23 protein-coding genes and 1 pseudogene are annotated in these 22,743 nt (G+C 41.5%); 20 read left to right on the forward strand and 4 right to left on the reverse strand.

Going from position 1 to position 22,743, the window contains the following annotated elements; genetic code table 11:
* The first annotated feature begins 247 nt into the window (after window positions 1-247).
* The 18 genes and pseudogenes from LC455_RS20505 (at window position 248) to eat (ending at window position 15,349) form a co-directional block, all read left to right on the forward strand.
* Entirely contained in the window at window positions 248-733 is a 486-nt protein-coding gene (locus LC455_RS20505; RefSeq protein WP_223593535.1) for a DinB family protein, read from the forward strand.
* A gap of 267 nt (window positions 734-1,000) precedes the next feature.
* The gene (locus tag LC455_RS20510; protein WP_223593537.1) at window positions 1,001-1,255 is read left to right on the forward strand and encodes an SMI1/KNR4 family protein; all 255 of its coding nucleotides are present in this window, start codon (window positions 1,001-1,003) and stop codon (window positions 1,253-1,255) included.
* Window positions 1,218-1,520 (forward strand): annotated as a pseudogene (locus LC455_RS20515) (SDR family NAD(P)-dependent oxidoreductase); the annotation flags it as partial. The gene LC455_RS20510 and the pseudogene LC455_RS20515, both read left to right, overlap by 38 nt.
* Window positions 1,521-1,763: 243 nt before the next feature.
* On the forward strand, window positions 1,764-3,197 hold the full coding sequence (locus LC455_RS20520) for a sensor histidine kinase (protein WP_223593539.1): 1,434 nt from the start codon (window positions 1,764-1,766) through the stop codon (window positions 3,195-3,197).
* Window positions 3,198-3,200: 3 nt separating this feature from the next.
* Window positions 3,201-3,773 (forward strand): ANTAR domain-containing response regulator, encoded by a 573-nt coding sequence (locus LC455_RS20525; protein ID WP_223593541.1) that lies wholly within the window; start codon window positions 3,201-3,203, stop codon window positions 3,771-3,773.
* Between the two features lie 103 nt (window positions 3,774-3,876).
* The gene (eutS, locus tag LC455_RS20530) at window positions 3,877-4,218 is read left to right on the forward strand and encodes an ethanolamine utilization microcompartment protein EutS (protein WP_223593543.1); all 342 of its coding nucleotides are present in this window, start codon (window positions 3,877-3,879) and stop codon (window positions 4,216-4,218) included.
* A gap of 39 nt (window positions 4,219-4,257) precedes the next feature.
* The gene (locus tag LC455_RS20535; RefSeq protein WP_223593545.1) at window positions 4,258-4,758 is read left to right on the forward strand and encodes a EutP/PduV family microcompartment system protein; all 501 of its coding nucleotides are present in this window, start codon (window positions 4,258-4,260) and stop codon (window positions 4,756-4,758) included.
* Between the two features lie 136 nt (window positions 4,759-4,894).
* Window positions 4,895-6,340 carry an ethanolamine ammonia-lyase reactivating factor EutA gene (locus LC455_RS20540; RefSeq protein WP_223593546.1) on the forward strand — a complete coding sequence of 482 codons (1,446 nt, stop codon included), beginning with the start codon at window positions 4,895-4,897 and terminating at the stop codon, window positions 6,338-6,340.
* A 17-nt stretch (window positions 6,341-6,357) separates the two neighbouring features.
* Window positions 6,358-7,722, forward strand: coding sequence for an ethanolamine ammonia-lyase subunit EutB (locus LC455_RS20545; RefSeq protein ID WP_223593548.1), 1,365 nt, complete (start codon window positions 6,358-6,360; stop codon window positions 7,720-7,722).
* A gap of 12 nt (window positions 7,723-7,734) precedes the next feature.
* Window positions 7,735-8,706: an ethanolamine ammonia-lyase subunit EutC gene (gene eutC, locus LC455_RS20550; protein ID WP_223593549.1), complete on the forward strand. Its 972-nt coding sequence runs from the start codon at window positions 7,735-7,737 to the stop codon at window positions 8,704-8,706.
* Between the two features lie 15 nt (window positions 8,707-8,721).
* Window positions 8,722-9,375: an ethanolamine utilization microcompartment protein EutL gene (gene eutL / locus LC455_RS20555; RefSeq protein WP_223593551.1), complete on the forward strand. Its 654-nt coding sequence runs from the start codon at window positions 8,722-8,724 to the stop codon at window positions 9,373-9,375.
* 105 nt (window positions 9,376-9,480) lie between these two features.
* Window positions 9,481-11,004 (forward strand): aldehyde dehydrogenase family protein, encoded by a 1,524-nt coding sequence (locus tag LC455_RS20560; RefSeq protein ID WP_223593552.1) that lies wholly within the window; start codon window positions 9,481-9,483, stop codon window positions 11,002-11,004.
* 15 nt (window positions 11,005-11,019) lie between these two features.
* On the forward strand, window positions 11,020-11,313 hold the full coding sequence (locus tag LC455_RS20565) for a BMC domain-containing protein (protein ID WP_223593553.1): 294 nt from the start codon (window positions 11,020-11,022) through the stop codon (window positions 11,311-11,313).
* A gap of 19 nt (window positions 11,314-11,332) precedes the next feature.
* A complete protein-coding gene (locus LC455_RS20570; RefSeq protein ID WP_223593554.1) occupies window positions 11,333-12,187 on the forward strand; it encodes a phosphate propanoyltransferase in 855 nt (284 codons plus the stop codon).
* Between the two features lie 17 nt (window positions 12,188-12,204).
* Window positions 12,205-12,480: a EutN/CcmL family microcompartment protein gene (locus LC455_RS20575; RefSeq protein WP_223593556.1), complete on the forward strand. Its 276-nt coding sequence runs from the start codon at window positions 12,205-12,207 to the stop codon at window positions 12,478-12,480.
* Window positions 12,481-12,483: 3 nt separating this feature from the next.
* Entirely contained in the window at window positions 12,484-12,837 is a 354-nt protein-coding gene (locus LC455_RS20580) for a BMC domain-containing protein (RefSeq protein WP_223593558.1), read from the forward strand.
* Between the two features lie 25 nt (window positions 12,838-12,862).
* Complete coding sequence (mdh, locus tag LC455_RS20585) at window positions 12,863-13,807, forward strand: malate dehydrogenase (protein ID WP_223593560.1); 945 nt, start codon at window positions 12,863-12,865, stop codon at window positions 13,805-13,807.
* Window positions 13,808-13,945: 138 nt separating this feature from the next.
* A complete protein-coding gene (gene eat / locus LC455_RS20590; RefSeq protein ID WP_223593562.1) occupies window positions 13,946-15,349 on the forward strand; it encodes an ethanolamine permease in 1,404 nt (467 codons plus the stop codon).
* Between the two features lie 163 nt (window positions 15,350-15,512).
* Here the strand turns inward: eat and LC455_RS20595 are convergent, their stop codons facing one another.
* The 4 genes from LC455_RS20595 to LC455_RS20610 all read right to left on the reverse strand — a co-directional run bounded on the left by LC455_RS20595 (window position 15,513) and on the right by LC455_RS20610 (window position 19,789).
* Complete coding sequence (locus LC455_RS20595) at window positions 15,513-16,691, reverse strand: agmatinase family protein (protein ID WP_223593564.1); 1,179 nt, start codon at window positions 16,689-16,691, stop codon at window positions 15,513-15,515.
* A gap of 42 nt (window positions 16,692-16,733) precedes the next feature.
* Window positions 16,734-17,477, reverse strand: a complete 744-nt coding sequence (locus LC455_RS20600) for a hypothetical protein (RefSeq protein ID WP_223593566.1) — start codon at window positions 17,475-17,477, stop codon at window positions 16,734-16,736.
* A 1-nt stretch (window position 17,478) separates the two neighbouring features.
* Entirely contained in the window at window positions 17,479-18,318 is an 840-nt protein-coding gene (locus tag LC455_RS20605; RefSeq protein WP_223593567.1) for an ATP-binding cassette domain-containing protein, read from the reverse strand.
* 82 nt (window positions 18,319-18,400) lie between these two features.
* A complete protein-coding gene (locus LC455_RS20610; RefSeq protein ID WP_223593568.1) occupies window positions 18,401-19,789 on the reverse strand; it encodes an APC family permease in 1,389 nt (462 codons plus the stop codon).
* A 284-nt stretch (window positions 19,790-20,073) separates the two neighbouring features.
* Between LC455_RS20610 and LC455_RS20615 the strand changes: the two genes are divergently transcribed.
* A complete protein-coding gene (locus tag LC455_RS20615) occupies window positions 20,074-20,904 on the forward strand; it encodes a MerR family transcriptional regulator (protein WP_223593569.1) in 831 nt (276 codons plus the stop codon).
* A 187-nt stretch (window positions 20,905-21,091) separates the two neighbouring features.
* Window positions 21,092-22,459, forward strand: a complete 1,368-nt coding sequence (locus tag LC455_RS20620; RefSeq protein ID WP_223593570.1) for a dipeptidase — start codon at window positions 21,092-21,094, stop codon at window positions 22,457-22,459.
* The last annotated feature ends 284 nt before the right edge of the window (window positions 22,460-22,743 follow it).

Here is a 22,743-nt window from a genome sequence, read left to right on the forward strand (position 1 = left end):
ATGCATAACACTTTTAGCATTAATAAAACTGCTGAATATACATTGATTGTTATTCAACTATCGGGTGCTAGAGTTTAAGAACGGGGATGGCTGCGGCGATCCCTTTTTTATTGCACTAACGGGGCAGTTTAGTTGAACAAAGAATTTATACTATGTTTGTTGAAATAGTCATATTAAATAAGGTTTTTTAACATTCCTAAAGTATATTTTATCGGTTAATTTATTTTCTTATTGCGGAGGGGTTTTATTGCAAACACTTTTTAGATATAACTGGATGGTAAGAGAAGACTGGTATCGTTGGTGTGAAGAGTTAAGTGAAGAAGAGCTTTTGCAAAACCGAACGGGTGGAATGGGAAGTATATTACATACACTTTTCCATATTGTTGATGTTGAGTGGAGCTGGATACGTCTCTTACAGGGTAAGACTGACTTTCAGGAGAGTTTCAATAATTATAAAAGCTTGAACAAGGTTCGAAAATTGGACGCAGAATTTCATTTAGAAGTGGAGAACTTTGTGAACAACTGGGATGCTAGTATGGAAAATCAATTATTTTACGATACCCTTCCAGATGGAAGAATTGTAACAGATACTTGGGGTGAAATTATGAGACATGCCATTGCTCACGAAATTCACCATATTGGACAATTATCAATTTGGGAAAGAGAATTGGGAAGAAAACCTGTTTCTGCAAACCTTATCGGACGGGGTCTTTCTTCGCATTCGGAAAAATAATTCAAATAGATATTAATTTATTCAGTTACTGTTCATTAACGGTGCGATGCTCTAAAGTGGCATCGCCTTTTCCATTGTCTACTGACGGGACTGTTTTGTGGAGCAAAAAGTGTTTGTGAAGCATTGTACTTAAACAAACGGGTGCAAGAGTTTAACAAAGGGGCTGCGGCGGCAGGCTCTTTTCTTGTTCCACTAACGGGGCAGGTTACTTGAAGAAGGAATAGTGATAAAATAAATCTAAAAATGGAGTAGTATGGAGGAGAATAAATGTCGATAAATAAAGCATTAGAAATTATAGAAGCTAATTTAGAAGAAGCTGACTTTATTGGTGAAATCGATGAACAAACAATTATTGATGCAGAAAATAAATTAAAGGTGAAATTCCCTAAAAGTTATAGGGAGTTTTTAAAGCAGTATGGTTTGGGAGATATTTTTGGACAAGAAATATATGGTCTAGGAACAGAGGAAACAGGAATCCCGAATATGGTTTGTAAGTGCCTTTACCGAAGGGCTTGCACATGAATTAAAAGAGAAAGGTGCAAGCATGCAAGCAAAAGTATTAGCTCCTGCTGCAACTGAAACTGAATTTGCAAAAGTATCGAATGATTTAGAAGAAAATGTTAAGTTTGAAGGACTTCTTCCTAAATACCATACAGCCAAAGAAATGGCTGGATTTATGCTTGATCTTTACGATAGCGAAAAAGTAGTTGGAATTGTAGATGGTCTTACTTATGAATTTCAATTAAAAGATCCAATTTATCCTTATGCAGTAAGAATGAGAAGCTAATAAGGTTGATTTATTAGCTTTTTTCAAAAATTTTTTTAATATTATCTTCATAATTATAGTATATAAAAACGTTTTTTACTAATTGTAATATCCTATCAAAAAGAGGTTCTTCCATTAGGGGAACCTTTCTTTTATTTGTTCAACAAACGGGTAAAAGAGTTGAAAAAAACAGAAGATTGACACTAATATAAATGATATATAAAATATTTTTATATATCGGAATATTAAGATTGGGGCTAAGACATGTTTAAAACTAAGATGAACACCGTTGAAACTCTATGTCAGCTTCACACAGACCTTTCGGAACAAGACATTCAAAAGATCCAAGAAGTGGTTCAAAACCTGCAATTAATTGCCGATTTAAATCAAGCAAATGTATTTGTCGATTGTCAAACAAGAGAAAAAAAGCATGCTATTGTGGTGGCAGAGGCAGCACCTGCAACGGCCAATTCTGTCTATAAAAATTCGGTAGTCGGAAAGTTTGCCTACGAAACGTTTGAGCCTGCTGTATTTTATGCGTATCGGACGGGTAAGCCACTTTTTCTCAATCATGCCTTAACCCAGGAAGGGAAAAAAGTCGAACAAAGCGTTGTGCCGATTGTTGGAATCCATAACAGTGTGATTGGCGCGTTGATCATGGAGAAAGACAACAGTGATAAGCTCCAAAATCAAAACAAACTGAAAGCGTTAACAGAAGCGAATGAGACGCTTAGCGAACTCTTATTGGGAATGGCTGAAAATCGTCCTTTTATCCCGGAAGTGATTGAGGAAGCTCTATTCATCATTGACGAGGATTTACGGATTCAATATTCAAATCCGGCTGCGATGAATCTTGTTTTAGAAATGTGTTCGGAGGAATGTAAAAGCGGCAATCTTTTTACTTCCTATTTTCCTAACCTTGCAGAAATATGCAGGCAGCCGGATGAACTTGTGGTCCAAGAAATCATCATTCAAAATAAAGTCTTTCAAATGAAAAAAATTGCTCTTGTTCAGCATGAGAAAAATAGCGGATCATTTATCATTTTTCGTGACTTAACAGAGTTGCGCGAAAAAGAGAGGGAGCTTACCGTAAAGACCGTTGCTATCCGGGAAATCCATCATCGCGTAAAAAATAACTTGCAAACGGTAGCGAGTCTTCTTCGGCTGCAGATGCGAAGAGGGGTCCCCGAAGAAAGCAAGTTTCATTTTATCAAGAGCCTTAACCGAATTTTAAGTATTGCCTCTGTCTATGAAATCATCTTATCTAATTCTGAAAATCAGGATGATGTAGAACTTGTTAGTTTAATAGAAAAAATCGGGAATATGCTGGTCTTTAGTGAAGATCATGAAGGAAAATTGATTTCGATCAACTATTCCGGCCCAAAGATGCTTATTAAATCGAATCTAGCTGTTTCCGTTGCTCTGGTTATCAATGAATTAATCCAAAATTGTGTGAAGCATGCATTTGCGAAGATGACTGAGGGCCAAATTGATGTAGTCATCCAGGAGGAGGCTTCTGCAGTAAGAGTCCTCGTAATAGATAATGGAATAGGCTATACTCCTTCCATGAAGCCGTCATTAGGACTTGATATCGTTAAAATGATGGTTGAACACGATTTATCGGGCCATTTTTTCATTGAAGGAACAAGGGAAGGAACGGAAGCAATCGTAGAATTTCCCTTTGTGAGGGAGGTTTAAAGAATGAAAAAGCGAATTATTGTAGTGGAAGATGAGTCCCTCGTCCGATTGGATGTTTCCCTCATGTTAAAGGATGCGGGCTACGATGTTGTGGCGGAAGCAGCTGATGGCGAGAAAGCAATTGAATTGGCCTACAGCCTTAAGCCTGACTTAATGATCATGGATATTAAAATGCCGAAGCTGAACGGTTTAAAGGCCAGTGAGATTATTACCAACAAATTCAATATCCCGATTTTGCTGTTAACGGCCTATAGTCAAAAGGAATATATAGAAAAAGCGAAGCAGGCAAATATTTTAGGGTATCTTGTAAAGCCAATTTCGGAGGCTAACTTGATTCCGGCGGTTGAAATTGCTTTGAAGCAGGCTGAAAATGCGATCCTTTACAAAGAAAAAGTAGAAGAAATGAATCGGGAACTGAAAAACCGAAAGCTCGTAGAAAAAGCAAAAGGAATATTAATGAAACAATTGAATTTACCTGAAGAAATAGCTTACAATAAGATGAGAGACCTCAGCATGAAAAAACAAATGCCATTGGAAAAAGTGGCAAAGTACATTATTTTGAAGTACTCAAGTTAGTTTACAAGTGAATAGCTGAAGCAATGATGCTTAGTAGATTTTATTTTTTCTGAAAATAAAATCTATTAGGCATTTTTTTATTAATTTGAGAGGCGGGTTTGTCGTGAACGAAGAGAAAAAGCGGTTTATACAGGAGTTTGTCCCAGGGAAACAGGTCACTTTAAGCCATATTATCGCAAATCCGGATCAGGATATGTTTGAAAAACTGGGGATCCAGGAGGCTGGGGCATTAGGGATTTTGACGCTGACCCCAAGTGAGACGGTGATTATTGCCGGAGATTTAGCCACCAAATCGGCTAATGTCAAGTTAGGATTTTTGGATCGCTTTACTGGAAGTCTTGTGATTGTGGGCAATGTTTCTGAGGTAGAAATGGCAATGCAAGAAATCAACCGTTTTTTGCAGGGTACGCTGAAATATACCCCGGCCGAGATCACGAAGTCATAGAATAGAAAAAAGAATTTTTCGGGGAAAGGAGGAAAACTGATGATGAAAAAGAACCGAGCCATGCTGATCGGTTCCATTGGGGCGGGAAAATCGACGTTAACGAATGCATTGCTTAGCCGGGAAGTGCCTGCTGTAAAAACGCAGTCCCTGATTTATTATGATTGGATTGTAGATACACCAGGAGAATATTGTGAAAACCCATTCTACTATAAAAATATCATGGCAACGGCATTAGAGGTGACCCATGTCCTGTATTTACAGGATGCGACAAAGAAGAAAATGATTTTCCCGCCTGGATTCAGCAGCGGAATCAATAAAATCCCCATTGGGGTCGTGACAAAAAGTGATTCAGACCAGGCTGACGTTGAACTAGCCATTTCTTTTTTAAAAAAGGTAATCGTAACCAAAGGTCCGATTGTCATTACCTCATCTCTAGAAAATGAAGGAATAGAAGAGATTCGGAATCTAGTAAACTTCCGTTCAACACAGGAAATAAAGCACTATCTTGAAGGAAATCCATCCCCATTTGTTATTTTTTAAATGAAAACCTTTACAATATCCAGAAAATAATTTATATTATGAATACAAATGAATTTAATGGCAATGGCGCCTCTTTTAAACTATCTAATTTTGGATAGTTTACTAGGGGCGCTTTTTGTTTTTTGGGGGAGTTGAGATGAAGTTCAAAGGCCCGCAAAAAGAAGAAATGATCAGTGCGGGAATCGATATAGGTACAAGTACTACAAAGCTGGTAATCAGCCGGTTCACATTAATGAATATGGCTGGCGGGGCACATGTGCCGCGAATTGAAATTATTGACAAACAGGTCATCCATCGCAGCCCGATTTACCGGACACCACTGCTTTCACCAACCACGATTGATATTGAAAAAATTGAAGACCTTGTCAGAAAGGAATATCAGGAAGCAGGTATTGAGCCGAAGGATATTCAAACGGGGGCAGTGATTATTACGGGTGAAACAGCCACAAAGTCAAATGCAGAAGTCATGCTGCATCAGCTGTCTGACCAGGCTGGGGAGTTTCTAGTTGCAACAGCTGGTCCTGACTTAGAAGGAATGATTGCCGCTAAGGGATCGGGCGCCTATGAATATTCGAAAGATACGGGGAAGGTTATTGCCAATATCGATATCGGCGGGGGTACCGCCAATGTGGCCGTCTATAAATCTGGCAGACTTTGTGGAACATGTACGCTTCATGTAGGCGGCAGATTAATGGAGTTTAATGATAACAAAATCCAGAATATTTCTCCGCCTGTTAAGAATTTACTGCGACAATGGGATTCATGGATGGTGGAGGGGCAAACCATAAATCCATCAGCGATAAAACAAGTAACCGATTTTATGGCAGATGTCATTGCACGGATGTTAAATAAGGCACTCACAAACGAGGATCTAACGTTGCTGCTAGGTCATGAACCAAACTGGGTGGAAGATATTGAAGCAATTATGTTCTCTGGCGGGATAAGTGAATGCATTTATCGGCATGAGACCGGAACCATACTGACAGACGGGTACGATGATATCGGGTTGATGTTAGCCGCCTCCTTAACGGAAAGCTCAAGTCTTGCTGGGTGGACTTGGGTAAAGCCGCAGGAAACGGTTCGGGCCACAGTGCTGGGTGCCGGAATGCAAACGACTGAAATCAGCGGCGCAACGATTGAAGCTGATCATCGTAAATTGCCGATGAAAAACTTGCCGGTTTATCAGATTCAATTCGAGGGTGATTTTGAAACAGAAATAAACCAATTATCTAAGCGGATTGAGGAAGCACTCGATCTCTATGACCCGCAGCGTGAGGGACAGAATTTTGCGGTTTATTTTTCAGAACTGCCTTACTTAAGATTCCGTGAAATCGAGGAATTTGCTGAATCCATCCTCAATGCAATGAAACAAAAACCGAATCAAGCGCAAGCCTTGGTCCTTGTGCTTGACCGGGATTATGCAAAAGTTCTCGGGCAAACACTCAAGCGAAAGGCTCCGGTGCAATCCATCATTTGTATTGATCAAATTAAAGTAGAAAATGGGGACTATTTGGATATAGGCCAAGTGCTCGAATCCGATGTTGTTCCTGTCATCATAAAAACATTAACATTCCAGAAATGACGAAAGGGGGCATTCTTATGAGATTAAAGTCCACCTATTTAGGTGCCGTCTATCAATTTTCCTCACTAAAGGATTTATTGGCGAAAGCTAATGAAGAAAAATCCGGCGACCGCTTAGCAGGGATTGCTGCTGAGACCGTTCAGGAACGAATTGCAGCAAAACAAGTGTTAAGCTATTTAACACTAAAAGATATTAGGGAAAATCCTTTGCTATCTCCTGAAGAGGATGAGGTTACAAGGATTATCGAGAGTCAGATCAACGAACCCGTCTATCAATCGATTAAAAATTGGTCTGTTTCGGAGCTTCGCGAGTATATCCTGAACGATACAACAACCGGTGAAGACTTGAAACGCCTCAGCCGAGGTCTGAATAGTGAAATGATTGCAGCGGTGGCAAAGATCATGTCCAACCTCGATTTAGTCCATGCCGCCGATAAGATTGAAGTTTTAACCAAATGCAATATTACGATTGGTCAAAAAGGAGTCTTAGCCTCTAGATTGCAGCCAAACCATCCGACGGATAATGTCGAGGGAATGATGGCCTCAATGAAAGAGGGGCTTGCCTATGGGATTGGAGATGCCGTAATTGGAATAAACCCGGTAGATGACTCCGTTGAAAGTGTCAAACGGTTATTGCATGCGACACATGACTTTATTCAAAAATGGGAAATTCCAACGCAAAACTGTGTGCTTGCCCATGTGACGGCTCAAATGAAAGCAGTCCAGCAGGGGGCTCCGGCAGATATGATTTTCCAGAGTATTGCCGGAACCGAAGCGGCGAATCGTTCTTTCGGGATTACAGCTTCCTTATTGGAGGAAGCCAATGAAATGGCGAAAATATACGGTACAGGAACGGGTCCACAACGCTTGTATTTTGAGACAGGTCAAGGATCGGAATTATCCGCCGAAGCTCATTATGGTATCGACCAAATGACATTGGAATCCCGGAATTATGGCTTTGCCCGCTACTATGACCCGTATATTGTCAATACTGTTGTCGGCTTTATCGGCCCAGAGTATTTATACAACAACAAACAAGTGATTCGAGCCGGTCTTGAAGATCATTTTATGGGAAAAATGCATGGCATTCCAATGGGCGTTGATATTTGCTATACGAACCATATTAAAGCAGACCAGAATGACATTGAAGATCTTGGCGTGCTGCTTTCCGCGGCAGGGGTGAATTTTATTATCGCTGCGCCAATGGGTGATGATTGTATGCTCAATTACCAGAGCTTAAGTTATCACGATGTTGCGACATTAAGACAGACGCTGAATAAACGGCCGGCACCATCATTTGAAGCATGGCTGGAGAAAATGGGGATTTTTGAAAACGGGAAATTAAGTAAATATGCAGGCGACCCGACGATTTTTTCGCGATAGGAGGTGTAAGGAGTGAATCCTGAGTTAGTGGAACAAATCACCAAAATGGTGGTTGAAAAATTGCAGACGAAGACCTCTGCTGGCGATGCGGTGGTGGAAGAAGGTAAGAAAATAACGAATGATGATCCACCGGCAAAAGTGGAAGTGAAATTTTGGAACCACCGGACGAATCATGTTGAAACTGAATGCAATCAAAGACCGGGCTGCGTGGTGTCAGTCCATGAACAAGAAATACTTCTTGAACCAAAGCCGCCTGTTGGACTTGAAAATCCGTTTAATAAGGAAGAGCTGGATCTTTTAATTAGCAAAACACCGGCAAGAATTGGCGTCGGCCGTGCGGGATTAAGGCCTAAAACGGACACTTGGCTGAAGTTTCGCTTTGACCATGCGGCGGCAGTCGATGCCGTTTATGGTGATGTCGATCCGAAAATACTTGAAAGCTTATCCTTATTAAAAGTGAACACGAAGGTTTCCGATAAAGAGGTCTATGTCCGACGTCCTGACTTCGGCCGAAAGCTCTCTGATGAGGCAAAACAATTAATTGATCAAAAATGTAAAAAGTCTCCGACTGTTCAAATTATTGTTTCTGACGGCTTAAGTTCGAAAGCGGTCGAGGAAAATTTAGAGGATGTCTATTTATCTCTTAATCAATCGCTTCAAAGCTTAGGGCTCGATGTCGGAACACCATTTTTTATCGAAAAAGGCCGGGTCGCGGCAATGGATGATGTTGGGGAGATCCTAACACCGAAAGTGATTGTTTACTTGATTGGTGAACGTCCAGGTCTCGTGAGTGCGGAATCGTTAAGTGCGTATCTCTGTTACGAACCACGCCAAGGCACCATTGAGGCCGACCGGATGGTAATCTCCAATATTCATAAGGGTGGCATTCCACCGGTGGAGGCCGGCGCCTATATCGGAACGGTCGTGCAAAAAATATTAAAATATGAAGCTAGCGGTGTTTCGCTGGTACAAAAAGAACAATAAGGGGAGGGTTAATAAATGGCATTAGAACGAATTCATGCAGAAATCTTGGCTGTTCGGATTATTCCAAATGTTGACCCTGCTTTATCCGCACAGTTTCAGTTAAAGCCCCATCAAAGGAGTTTAGCGATTTTTACCTCCACGATTGACGATGTCGGCTATACAGCTCTTGATGAAGCAACGAAACGCGCTGATGTTGATGTTGTCTATGCAAAGTCCTTCTACGCAGGTTCCGCGCATGCCTCAGGGCCATTATCTGGGGAAATGATTGGCGTGTTGGCAGGTCCAAGTCCAGATGAAGTGAAAAGTGGGATGGATGCGGTGATTCAAACCGCAGAAAATGAAGCGTATTTTGAAGCCATAAATGACGAAAAAAGCCATGCATTGTATGCCCATGTGGTGGCAAGAACCGGTTCTTATCTATCAGCTGAGGCAGGGATTAATCAAGGAGAAGCACTAGCCTATTTGATTGCTCCGCCGCTTGAGGCAGTGTATGGAATTGATGCGGCGTTAAAGGCTGCGGATGTAGAGCTGGTGAAGTTTTTTGGACCGCCTTCGGAAACAAACTTTGGAGGAGGGCTATTGACCGGGTCGCAATCGGCATGCCAAGCGGCAGCAGATGCTTTTCGTGATGTCATTATCGAGATTGCGAGAAATCCACGGCAGTATTAATTATTGGAGATTAGTGTAGTTTCCAAATAATATCCAGCGAATGTCGTAAGTCTCGAAAAATTGTTAGTAAGTGGTAAAAAAACAAGAGAGAAAGGAGTGTCCCTGTTGCCATTTGATTTAGATCTACAATCCATTCAGGAAATGCGGGATGCACTTCAGAAAGCAAAAGAAGCACAGCAAAAGTACTTGGCGTTTTCTCAAGAAAAAGTCGACGAAATTGTAAAACGGGCTGCCGAAGCGGCTGCTGCCAAATCACTTGAATTAGCCCAGATGGCGGTCGAAGAAACCGGGATGGGTGTGGTCGAACATAAAAAAATGAAAAATGACGTCGGTTCACTTGCTGTCTATGAATCTATAAAAAACGAAAAGACAGTTGGAATCATTAACGAGGACCGTAAAAAGAGAATCGTGGAAGTCGCCTCACCTTTTGGGGTGATTGCAGGGATCATTCCAACGACAAATCCAACTTCAAGTGCGATTTTTAAAGCATTAATCGCCTTAAAAACAAGAAACGGAATCGTATTTAGTCCGCATCCGCGGGCAGTGAAATGCTCAGTCGCCGCTTTAAAGATTTGTTTGGAGGCAGCCGTTGAAGCGGGAGCGCCGGATGGAATTATCGGCTGGATCTCGAAACCAACTATGGCAGCAACCACTGAATTAATGCGTCATCGTGATATTGATTTGATTTTAGCAACTGGCGGAAAAGATTTAGTCCGTGCTGCCTACAGTTCAGGTAAGCCTGCATATGGGGTCGGCCCTGGAAACGTTCCCGTCTATATCGAAAAAACCGCAAATATCCAAAAAGCGGTCAAAATGATTGTCCAAAGCAAAACGTTTGATAACGGAACGATTTGTGCAACGGAACAGGCCATTGTGGTTGACAAGAATGTGAAAGAAATGGCCGTAAGGGAGTTTAAAAAGAATGGTGCCTATTTCTTAAATAAGCAGGAGAAATCACTTTTAGAAAAGGTGATCTCACCATTGCCAGGTCATCTGAATCCGGCAATTGTAGGTCAAAGTGCTGTCAAGATTGGGGAATTAGCAGGTATTTCCGTTCCAGTCGACACAACGATATTAATTGCAGAAGAAACGCGGATAGGGAAGGACGTTCCTTTCTCCATTGAAAAACTGTCGCCGATCTTTCCAATTTATACAGCAGAAAGCTATGAAAGTGCAAAAGAGCTTTGTGTGAAAATCTTAAATTTAGGCGGGATGGGACATAGCTTATCGCTTCACACCGATGATGACAAGGTTGCCCGTGAATTTGCGTTAGAAATGCCAGTATCACGACTGATGGTGAATACACTTTCTTCCATTGGTGCAGTTGGTGCCACAACGGAATTGATGCCATCGCTGACTCTTGGCTGTGGATCATTTGGCGGTAATATTACATCAGACAATCTAACGGCCCGCCATTTAATAAATATCAAAAGAATGGCCTATGGAACAAAAGAGGTAGACGTTCCAAAACCATCCAGCAAAAGCCCTGCTCCACAATGGATTGCAAGCAACCAAGTAGACGAGATTGTAAATCAGGTTTTAAACAATGTGAATGGAGCGGGCCAGCTTGATTCACAGGTAATTTCTGAATTGGTAAATCAAGTATTAAAAAAATATCAAATGAATTAATAGGAGGAATTTACAATGGCTAGAGAATTAACAGCATTAGGAATGGTGGAAACAAAAGGTTTGGTAGCATCCGTGGAAGCGGCAGATGCAATGGTAAAGGCAGCAAACGTACATTTAATCGGTAAAGTACATGTTGGCGGCGGGCTTGTAACGGTTCTTGTCCGCGGAGATGTAGGTGCGGTTAAAGCGGCAACTGAGGCAGGTGCGGCGGCAGCAGAACGTGTTGGTGAACTATTATCAGTTCATGTCATCCCACGTCCGCACAACGAATTGGAGAGCATTTTACCAAAATTAGAAGCGGAAGTGTAAGAAGTAAGGAGCCAATTCGATGAATGAACAAGCCATTCGAACGGTAGTTGAAGAAGTGATTCAGCAATTGTTAAAAAAGGACTCCCGAAAAAATACAATCCCGATGGCTGTCTCTGCACGCCATTGCCACTTAAGCCAAGCTGATTTAGAAACGCTATTTGGCAAAGGGTATGAGTTAACGAAAAAAGCGGACTTGTCTCAGCCCGGTCAATTTGCGGCCAATGAAACGGTGGTCATTGTCGGACCAAGAGGAAGCATTGAAAAAGTGCGAATCCTCGGTCCGGCCCGCTCTTTAACACAGGTGGAAGTCAGCAGAACGGACGCAGTAAAGCTTGGGGTGAATCCGCCCGTAAGGGAATCGGGCAATATTGCTGGTTCTGCACCGATTACTCTCGTAGGGCCCAAAGGAAGTATTTTCAAAAATGAAGGACTGATCATTGCCCAGGCTCATATTCATATGCACCCAGAGGATGCCGCTTATTTTGCCGTAGAAAATGGTGAGTATGTACGAATCCGAACAGAAGGGGAACGACCGGTTTCGTTTGAAAAAGTTCTTATAAGGGTTTCACCGAGATATCGGCTTGAGATGCATATCGATACCGATGAAGCCAATGCCGGATTCATTACAAGCGGTCAGGCGGGTTTCCTTGTCAAGGATGGGGAGCCTTTCGTAAAACCCCAGCCTGTGACCAATCAGGTATTACCTGAACTAAAAGAACCAAAAGCAGTAAATTTTCAAAAAAATCTCTTAACCAAAAGAGATGTGCAGGCATGGCAGTACGAGAAGATTACGGTTCACAAAGGCACCATTGTGACGCCATTGGCACGGGATGCTGCAAGAGAATTGAAAAAAACCATCCAGGTTATGGATTAGTTTAAGGGGATGATTTTTTGTTAGTTGGAACGGTGATTGGAAAGGTGTGGGCGACAAGGAAGGAAGAAAATCTAACAGGATTAAAATATTTATTTGTCCAGCCAGAGCTTCCATCCGGTTCTCCTATCCTTTCACCGTTTATTGCGGTGGACCGGATTGGTGCAGGAGTGGGAGATAAAGTGATGGTCACAAGGGGAAGTGCGGCGGCAAATATTATCGGTGACCAGAGACTGCCGATTGATGCTGTCATTATCGGAATTATCGATTCGATTGATGTAGAAGGAGGTGCGTAAACGATGTCAAAAGCCTTAGGAATGATTGAAACAAGAGGGCTGATTGCTTCGATCGTTGCCGCAGATGCAATGGTCAAAGCAGCAGATGTACGTTTAGTTAAAAAAGAAAACGTGGATGCCGGACTCATTTCGATTTTAGTAGAAGGAGATGTCGGGGCTGTTCAGGCAGCGGTCGATGCCGGCAAGTATGCAGCTCAGAGTGTCGGGGTGCTGGTAACTGCGCATGTTATCCCGCGTCCGGATGAGGGAGTAGGGCAAATGTTGGCGCAGACGCTGAAAAAGAGTGAAGAGAAACCAAAGCCTGTAAAAAGAGGTCAAAGAGCAAAACAAGAAGAGCCACCAGCACAAACGGAATAATTTTTAAAAGATTGGAGGAGGAAACATGGCTTTCAAACGTAAAAAAATTGCCGTGGTCGGTGCAGGGTTTACTGGTGCAACAGCAGCGCTGATGATTGCCCAAAAAGAATTAGGAGATGTCGTTCTTGTTGATATCCCGTCTCAAAACGATCCGACCAAAGGGAAGGCACTGGATATGCTAGAAGCCAGTCCTGTCCAAGGCTTTGATGCAAATATAACCGGTACCTCAGATTATGCGGATATACAGGATGCTGATTTGGTGTTAATCACGGCAGGGCTGCCGCGGAAACCTGGGATGAGCCGGGATGATTTGGTTTCTACCAATGCTAAGATTATTGAGCAAGTCTCGGAAAATATTAAAAAATATGCCCCGAATAGCTATATTATCGTTTTAAGTAATCCCGTAGATGCGATGACCTATGTTTGTTATAAAACAACAGGGTTTCCTAAAAATAGGGTTATCGGTCAGTCCGGTGTCTTGGATACAGCGCGTTTCAATACGTTTGTTGCCCAGGAATTGAATGTGTCAGTGGAAGATATTTCGGGTTTTGTCCTTGGCGGGCATGGGGATGATATGGTCCCATTGGTTCGATTCTCTTATGCCGGCGGAATCCCGCTTGATAAAATTCTCCCGCCTCACCGAATTGAAGCGATTGTGGAAAGAACGCGTAAAGGCGGCGGCGAGATTGTCAGTTTGCTAGGTCAAGGCAGTGCCTACTACGCCCCGGCAGCTTCGATGGTCCAAATGGCTGAAGCCATATTAAAGGACAAAAAACGAATCTTGCCATGTATTGCCTATCTGGAAGGGGAATATGGCTATCAGGATTTATATCTAGGGGTTCCAACAATCCTCGGCGGCGATGGGATTGAAACGGTCATTGAAATTGCGTTAACCCCTGAAGAAAAAACAGCCCTGGATCAATCAGCCCAATCTGTTCGCAATGTCATGTCGATTTTGAAGACACTGTAATATTTGGTTAATATAACCTGTGAATCCCTCTACAATTCTATATTAAACTAGTAACACCGAGTTTGGGAAATAGTCTTGTAGGGGATATGGTTATCGTTTAATATTTCCAGGAGATTTACTTTGAAAGGGGAAGGGTTTATGGAGCAGGGAAACAACCATTTACAGAAAGCGCTTAAACCAATTCATCTCTGGGGTATTGCCGTAGGGATGGTTATTTCCGGCCAATATTTTGGCTGGAACTACGGTTTTGAATCAGGCGGCACCATTGGCCTCGGCATTGCCGCACTGATTATTATTGTCTTTTATACAACCTTTATCTTTAGTTATTCAGAGCTTTCAACTTCCATCCCTCATGCAGGCGGGCCGTCTGCCTATGCCCGAAAGGCAATGGGGCCGTTTATGGGTTTTATAACCGGTTTAGCCTGTTTATTTGAATTCGTATTTGCCCCTCCAGCGATTGCGGTTTCGGTTGGCGCGTATATCAATTTTTTAATCCCAAGCATTAATGCCGTTTATGCAACGGTCGGAATGTTTATTTTATTTATTTTGGTCAACCTCATCGGTGTAAAAGGTGCCGCTATCATTGAGTTAGTGGCAACAGTATTGGCACTAATCGGTCTCGCAATTTATTATGTGGCCGGTTTACCTCATGTTCAATCATCCAATATCTTTAATGATATGGCTTTTAGTCATGGCTGGTCCGGTGTTTTGGCAGCGATTCCATTTGCCATTTGGTTCTTCCTTGCGATTGAGGGAGGAGCGATGGCAGCAGAAGAGGTGCGCGACCCGAAGAAGGATATTCCAAAAGGCTTTATTTCCGGTATTTTAACGCTTGGTGTGGCAACGATTTTAACCTTAGTCGTAACGGCAGGACTTGGCGGCGGTACAGGTAAACCAGCGGATTATCCACTTCCTCAGGCATTGGCAAGTATTTATGGAGAAGGCAGCTTTATCCCAAAATCCGTTGCCATTATCGGTTTATTTGGTCTAATTGCCAGCTTGCATGGTATTATTATAGGCTATTCTCGTCAAACGTTTGCCCTAGCTCGTGCAGGGTACCTGCCTAAGTTTTTGTCAAATCTTTCGAAACGCGGGGTGCCGCATTGGGGCTTGATTGTTCCTGGAGCGATTGGCGTGATCGCAGCAGGCTCAGCAAACTTTGCAAATGCGTTGATTATCCTATCCGTTTTTGGTGCGATTACGATGTACTGCTTAAGTATGGTTTCGTTGTTTGTGCTGCGGAAAAAGGAGCCGAATTTGGAAAGACCATTTAAGGTGAGCTATCCTGTGGTACCGGCGATTGCATTAGTATTGGGTGTTTTCTCTTTCTTCTGCGTGGTAAAATACAGCGTGTTAACGACAACTCTACCATTGTTTGGATTACAGCTGCCTTTGGCGGGTGTGATTCTGACGATTTTTGGTGTGTCGATTGTCTACTATTTCTTAGTAGGCTCCAAGAAACTTCGTCCAATGTCGGAGGAGTTTGTTTCAATTGAGGATGTTACTTCTGCAGAAACAGGTACAGAGGAGAAAATAGGATAACGTTCATTAGAAAAAGATGTCCATTGGGGTGGGGCATCTTTTTTGTATTCCACAGGGACGGTTCTCATGGCAACGATGTTAGAGTAGTTTAGACCATAAGAACCGTCCCCTTGGCTTACTTTAGCTTTTATAAAAAATAGGGTTTAGCGATATTTTTATTCAATCATCGCAGGATGGTTTTTTCAGAATATAAATTTCTTTTCCCTATTTTCCCATTTGCCACCATTGTACCCAAGACATCCAAAACAGCTCGAGCTGCCAACAGTGAGGTTTTGTCACTAATATCATATGGAGGTGATACTTCCACAACTTCCATCGCGCACACGCCTTCTTTAGCGACAAGCTGTAAAAATTTCAATGCTTCGCGTGGCAGGAAACCGCCTGGTTCAGGTGTACCCGTTCCAGGAGCAAAACCAGGATCGAGACTATCGATATCAAAACTTAAATATACGGCTTTGGCATTCTTCCAGGCCGTTTCCAAAGCAATTTCAGCTGCTTTCTCAATACCCATCGTTTCCACATCTGTCATGGTTAAAATAGTAGTATTTCTTTTTCCAGCATTGGAATAGCCTTCACGTGGGCTAATCCATCCACCCTGACCCACTTGTACGAGATTTGAAGCAGGTGCATTCGGAATATTCGTGGCATGGAACCAAGGTGTACCATGCATTCTTTCATCCATATCCTTTTCACCCATGTCGACATGTCGATCTAAATGGATGATTCCAACGTTCCCGTCCACATTTTCGGCAATGGCACGCAAACACGGATAACCGATAGCGTGATCTCCACCAAAAATGATGGGCATGGTTCCGGAAGAAAATACGTGTGATACGGCTTTAGTGATTTGATCAAAGCTTTTTTCAATATTGGCGATGGTAAATACATCACCGATATCCACCATATCTAGTGACTCTTTTAAATCAACACCTAATTCAAAAGAGAAGGAAGTAAATAAACTAGAAATGCGACGAATCGCCTGCGGGCCAAATCTGGTTCCAGAGCGGTAAGTGGTTCCAATATCAAAAGGAACTCCCATAAAGGCCACGTCATATTTTCCAACTTCACGAACGTCTTCTAAATAAGGGACTTTGAGAAAAGTATTAATGCCGGAATAGGGTGGTAATGATCCTCTAGAAAAACAGGATATCGTTCTATCTCCAATGGATTCAGCAGCTTCCAATCCAAATTCTAGTCCTCGTTTGATTTCTTCCTCTGCTTTCACTCTTGGAACTTCCTTTTCTTTTTGGGCGGCAATGACACCTAAAAGATCGTTTTTTGTTTCAGAGTCCAATCCTGTGCTCGGTTTGTATTTAAGTCCATGATTATCAAAAAATCCCATTTTATTTTCCTCCTAGTAAAGTATTAAATGATTTACATCCGGTTAAAAAATAGCCGGAAGAAATGAAGATTCACCAAAGACATAGAGGATTCCCATGCCTAAACTGTATATCGCTGTAGCAAATGCGAAGCTTCGAAAGGCCATTTTATTCTTGAGAATGCGTGTAAACCCGAAAAAACAAGCCAGGGCCAACAGGGTATGAGAAATCAACAAGCCGACGACAAACGCTAGGACCACGATGATCCCATGATCCAAATGACCGACGCTCGAAGCAGCGGTAAACAGCATCAATTGGGTAGGAGTTTCAGCGCCAATACCGTGAGCGATTCCGATGGCGAAAGAACCGGTACGGGAAACATTGATATTGATGCTGGAATCAAAACCTCGGTATTTCCCGAAATAACGACCGGTAAGTAGCGCAAACAAATTATAAAAACCTGTAAATAGGATTCTCCATCTACTAACCATGATCATTTCTTGGCTGTTTTTATAAAGAGAAAGCAATAAAAAGGAGGCCAAAATAATAAGTGTTACTCCAACAACCGGTTCCATCACGTTATCAACCCAAGAGGGTAGTGTGCTCCCGAACAGTACCGCCATTCCTCCAAGCACAATAATGACGACTTCATGACCCATTGCGTACCAAAAAGCCAAAATAAATCCCTTTTTCTGGTTTTTCTCACCACCTACCAAATCTGTGATGGCTGCGATGTGGTCCCAATCAATTCCATGCCGTAATCCCAAGAATACGGAAAGTAATATAAGGCCAAAGATTGCATGATCCACTTTAAAACCTCCCTGTGAAATGTTCATTTTGGACAAATTCTCTAAGTATTGTTGTAGCTTCATCGACTGTTCGAGGTATAGTACGAAATTTGTGTCTAGGAAGGTTCATAAAGGGAAGTGACAGCATTGGCAATCGCAAACGCGCTTTTTCCATTAGTTTTTCATCCAGAACCAAAGAAGGTGACCCTTCTGCCAACAGACAGCCTTCGCTTAGAAGAAACAGATGATCCGCCCAGTTAGCTGCAAAATCGACATCGTGAGTCAGAACGATTACTGTTTTTCCAATAATGTGTAATCCTTCTAAAAGAGCGTTTATGCTCCTATAACCATCTGGGTCCAAGCCGCTAATCGGTTCATCTAAAATCAAAACCTCAGTTTGGGTAACGAGTGCTCGAGCAATACCTAATCTTTTTTTTTGACTCTTGTTTAAATAACTTAAGGTTTGATACTTCGATTCAAGCATGCCAGCCATCCCTAGAGCCGTCTCTGCCATTTTTATTTTCTCTGCTTTTGGCAGTGATTTATTGATGATTCCAGCGGTTACATATTCCCAAACGGTTCGAACAAAAAGGGATGAGCGTAAATCTTGTTCTACAAAACCGATACGTTCACGGAGGAATTTCTTCGATTTTGATGGTATAGCTTCACCAAACAATCGAATGGATCCGCTCTTTGATAGTGATAAACCACTTAACTGATGGGCGAGTGTTGTTTTTCCTGAGCGGCTACTCCCCAAAACCACTACTTTACTATTAAATGGCACAGCTCCGGATATATCCGAAAGGCCTCTGTCGCCATTGGGAAAAACATAGGATAGATTATGAAACTCCAATGCATACATTCTAGGTAACACCATCCTATATAGGAAAAGATCCTTTACTTATTTGTAATACTAAATGTCTCATTAACTACTAAACCCAAAATTATGAATCGGTAGAAATACTTTTCTCCTTACCTTCCACTAACAGGTAATCATCATTCACATCATCAAAATGTAACTTTCGAAGCCGCTGACGAAAGAATTTTGTTAAGAAAAGCAGATAGACAAATCCGATTGCCATCCAACTGATTCCTAAAATGAGCGCATGTATATTCAAATAGGACCATAGCCACATGATGAATCCTGCACCAATAAGCGGAAAAATAAGATAATGAATGGTTTCAGCGAATGAACGCTTACGATTCCTCACATAATAGTGTGCGATGACTGAAAGATTTACAAAGGTGAACGCAATCAAGGCTCCGAAATTAATAAACGTAATCGCTGTATCCAGGCTTAGTACAATTCCAAATAAGGAAATTAAACTAACAACTAGAATACTATTGGATGGCGTTCTAAATCGTGGATGAATAAAGCCGAATATTTTTTTCGGTAAAACCGAATCTCGGCCCATTACATATAACACGCGAGAAACACTCGTAACGGAAGAAACCCCCGAAGTAAAGTTCCCGATAATCATGACAGTAATGAATAAAGAGCTAAATAAATTTCCACCGATCATTTTGACAAGTTCGAGTGCTGCAGAATCAGTGTTTTTGAAATGAAATCCTGGAAAGACAATCTGTGCCAAATAGGATGAACCGATGTAAATAATACCCATGATAAGCATCATCAAAAAGATTGCTTTTGGAATCGTTTTCTCCGGATGAATGGTTTCCTCCGACAATGTTGTGACGGAATCGAAACCTAGAAAACTAAAGCAGAGAAGTGATGCCCCGGCGAAGATGACTGAGACTGAAACATTTGAGTTAACAAAGGGATTTATGGATACAAGTGTACCTGTACCCATGCCCCCCAAGACACTTTTGATGGTTAAGATAGCAAAAACGACAATAAAAAGGACTTGAGCGATAACAAAAATTTTGCTTGTATTTGCGGAGAAGTTAATACCGATTAAACTTATGATGGTTATACCAATATTTAGGATGATAATCCAAAATGAAAACGGAATGTGTGGAAATTCTGCGCTTAAAAAAACAGCGGACATCAGGCAGGTAATCATCGGCGTTAACAGATAATCTAACAAAATGGTCCATCCGATCATGAAACCGGTTTCAGAATTCATCGACCTTTGAGTATAGGTGTACGCCGATCCTGCGATTGGATGAGCCTTTGCCATCTTTCCATAGCTGACTGCGGTAAAGAGAATTGCCATAAAAGCAATCACATAAGCACCTGCAAGTACGCCTTTTGAGCTCTCTGCTGCAATTCCATAAGTATTAAAAAATACCATAGGATTATTCCAGGCTAAACCTAAAAAAACAACTTGTAACAATGTAAGAGATCTTCTAAGCGTTGCTTTTTCAGTCAAATTCATTCCTCCCTCGCAATACTCGCTTAATTCTGTTTGGGCGTTTGCCCGTAATCATGTTTCTTCTCTTCTTTCCTTGGTTGAATGAACATAATATCTTTTCGATAGCGTTCGTTTTCTAATAGGAAAACAAATCTACCAAATTTCACCTCCTTTAAATTTACTATTCAGATAAATCTGAACTTAATGTATCATTATGGTAAAGCTTTGTGTTACACAAAGGTCAATAGGTTTTGTAATGGCATTTTTTATATTTTTTTGTTTCTTTAAAGGGTGGTGTTTGTATGAAAGAAAGGTTAACGATCAGTGAAATGGCCAAGTTACGAGGGGTGACGACAGAGACCCTTCGTCATTATGATCGGATTGATTTGTTTAAACCGAACTATGTTGATTCTCAAACTGGTTACCGATATTATTCTATTTTTCAGTACGAGATACTAGGGACGATTAAAGAGCTTCGTCAAATCGGGATGAGTACCGAGGAAATTAAACAGTATTTCAATCAGCGAAATTTTAAGAAATCAAGGGATATTCTGAAAGCTAAACATGTCGAACTTGTTTCTAGACTAAAAGAATTATCTGAGCTTGAGGAAAATATTCAAGAAAAAATAGCGTATTTGGACAGTGTTTTAAGCGAAGAGTCATTTCATGAGATTACCCTTCGTGAAATAAAAAGCCGAAAGTTATTTACGTTAAATGAACATATCAATACGAATTTGGAACTTTGTTACAGTATTATAAGATTAGAGACCATGCTGACAGAGAAAGCTCCGATTCTTGCCAGTAATCGTTTGGGCATCATTATCAAGGAAGCAGACCTTAATGACCGACGTTTTGAGGATCCCTCTGTTATTTTTGTCGTAGCCAAAAACAATGAACAAATTCCAGAAAAGTACTTGAAAATTATTCCTGAAGGGTTATTTGCATGTATCCGTTATAATGGGGAGTTGTTAAGGAATCGGAGTAAAAGTTTGAATAAAATATTTGCATATCTGGACGAAAAGGGTTACCGGGTCATGGGGGATGCACTTCAAATCATGCATGTGGATATTACGGTAACGGATAATCCACATGAAGTCATGTTTGAAATACAAGTCCCGATTCAAAAAGCTTGAAATTTCCGTGTCTAAAAACCCATTTTCCAGCTATAGCGGGGTATTATAAGAGGTGAGGTGAAGAATTCGAGTCGGGTCCTTATTTTTTATTTGTCGTGACAGGTATTGGCCAAGTTGTATTACTTGAAGCCAATCATGGCTTTAGATATAAAATTAGAATAGGAAATAAATTAGAAAAGGTGAGAACATGAGTCAATTATCCGAGTTGTTATCCAAGCAACATAATCAAAATATCGAGGAATTAAAAGAATGGCTCCGGATTCCAAGCATCAGTTCCTTATCGGAGCATAAAGAGGACATTCAAAAAGCAGCTTCATGGATTGCCAATGAATTAGAAGCCATTGGAATGGAACATGTTGAAATAGTCCAGACAAAAGGTCATCCGATTATCTATGCGGACTGGCTTCATCAGGAAAACGCCCCAACAGTTTTAGTGTACGGCCATTATGACGTTCAACCGGTTGACCCTGTTCATTTATGGGAAACGCCTCCGTTTGAACCAACGATCCGTGATGAAAAGATTTATGCAAGAGGGGCAACCGATGACAAAGGTCAGACATTCTTACATATCAAAGCAGTCGAAACACTATTGAAATTAGAAGGTAAATTACCGGTAAACGTGAAATTTTGCATCGAAGGAGAAGAAGAAATCGGAAGTCCTCATCTTCCGCCGTATTTATCCGAAAATAAAGAGAAATTATCGTGTGATGTAGTCGTTATTTCTGATTCTGATATGTGGGACAGAGGCGTCCCTGCCATCACCTATTCTTTAAGAGGTCTTTGTGCACTGGAGCTTTCCCTTAAAACCGCTAATTCTGATTTGCACTCGGGCATGTTCGGCGGGGGAGTCCAGAATGCCAACCATTTATTGGTACAGCTGCTTTCGACCCTTCATGATGCAAACGGAAAAGTAAATGTGGATCATTTTTATGATGATGTCGTGGAACTCTCTGAATTTGAAAAGGAACAGATTAAAGCGTTAGGATTTGATGAAGAAAAATTGAAAAAATCTTTAGGATTAACAGATTTAACGGGAGGGGAAAACAATTTTCCTTACCCTGAAAAAATCAGTTCCCGGCCAACATTAGAAATAAACGGATTATGGGGCGGATTTCAGGGCGAAGGAACAAAAACAGTCATCCCGAACGAAGCCCATGCCAAAATCACCTGCCGTCTTGTCCACAATCAAAACCCTGAAAAAATTCAGGAATTGATCAAAAAGCATCTTGAGGACCATGCACCAAAGGGATGTACAGTGAAAGTGTCTCTTGGCGATACGGGGAATCCATTCTTAACGCCGATCGACAGTCCGATGATTCAAAAAGCGGCTGAAGCTTATGAAACCGTATATGGGAAATCGCCGGTTTACAAAAGAGAAGGTGGTTCGATTCCTATTGTATCGGATTTTAACCAATCCCTACAGGCTCCTGTTGTCTTAATGGGATTCGGTTTGCCAGATGAAAATCTTCATGCTCCAAACGAACACTTTAATTTGGAAAACTTTGATAAAGGTATCTTAACCATTTGTACCTTTTTAAAACTTCTTAAAAAGTAAAATAGGGCTTGTCACAACTACTAATGCGGTATTGTTGGCATGTTCATTTTATAATTATTATTGGAGCCAGGTAAAATCCGCATGTTGGATAGCACCCGGCTTTTTTCTTTTGTGGATTTCCTCTACCACTTTAAATCCAGAGGGACGGTTCTCGTGGTCAAATGATTTTAAATTTCAGACCACAGGAACCGTCCCCATGGCTTTTTTTATTTCACGAAAATGGCAATTACCAATGCATTGAAATCTCAAACCTTGGGAAAATAAGCCATATGATAATTACTATC

This window comes from Neobacillus bataviensis, assembly GCF_019969725.1.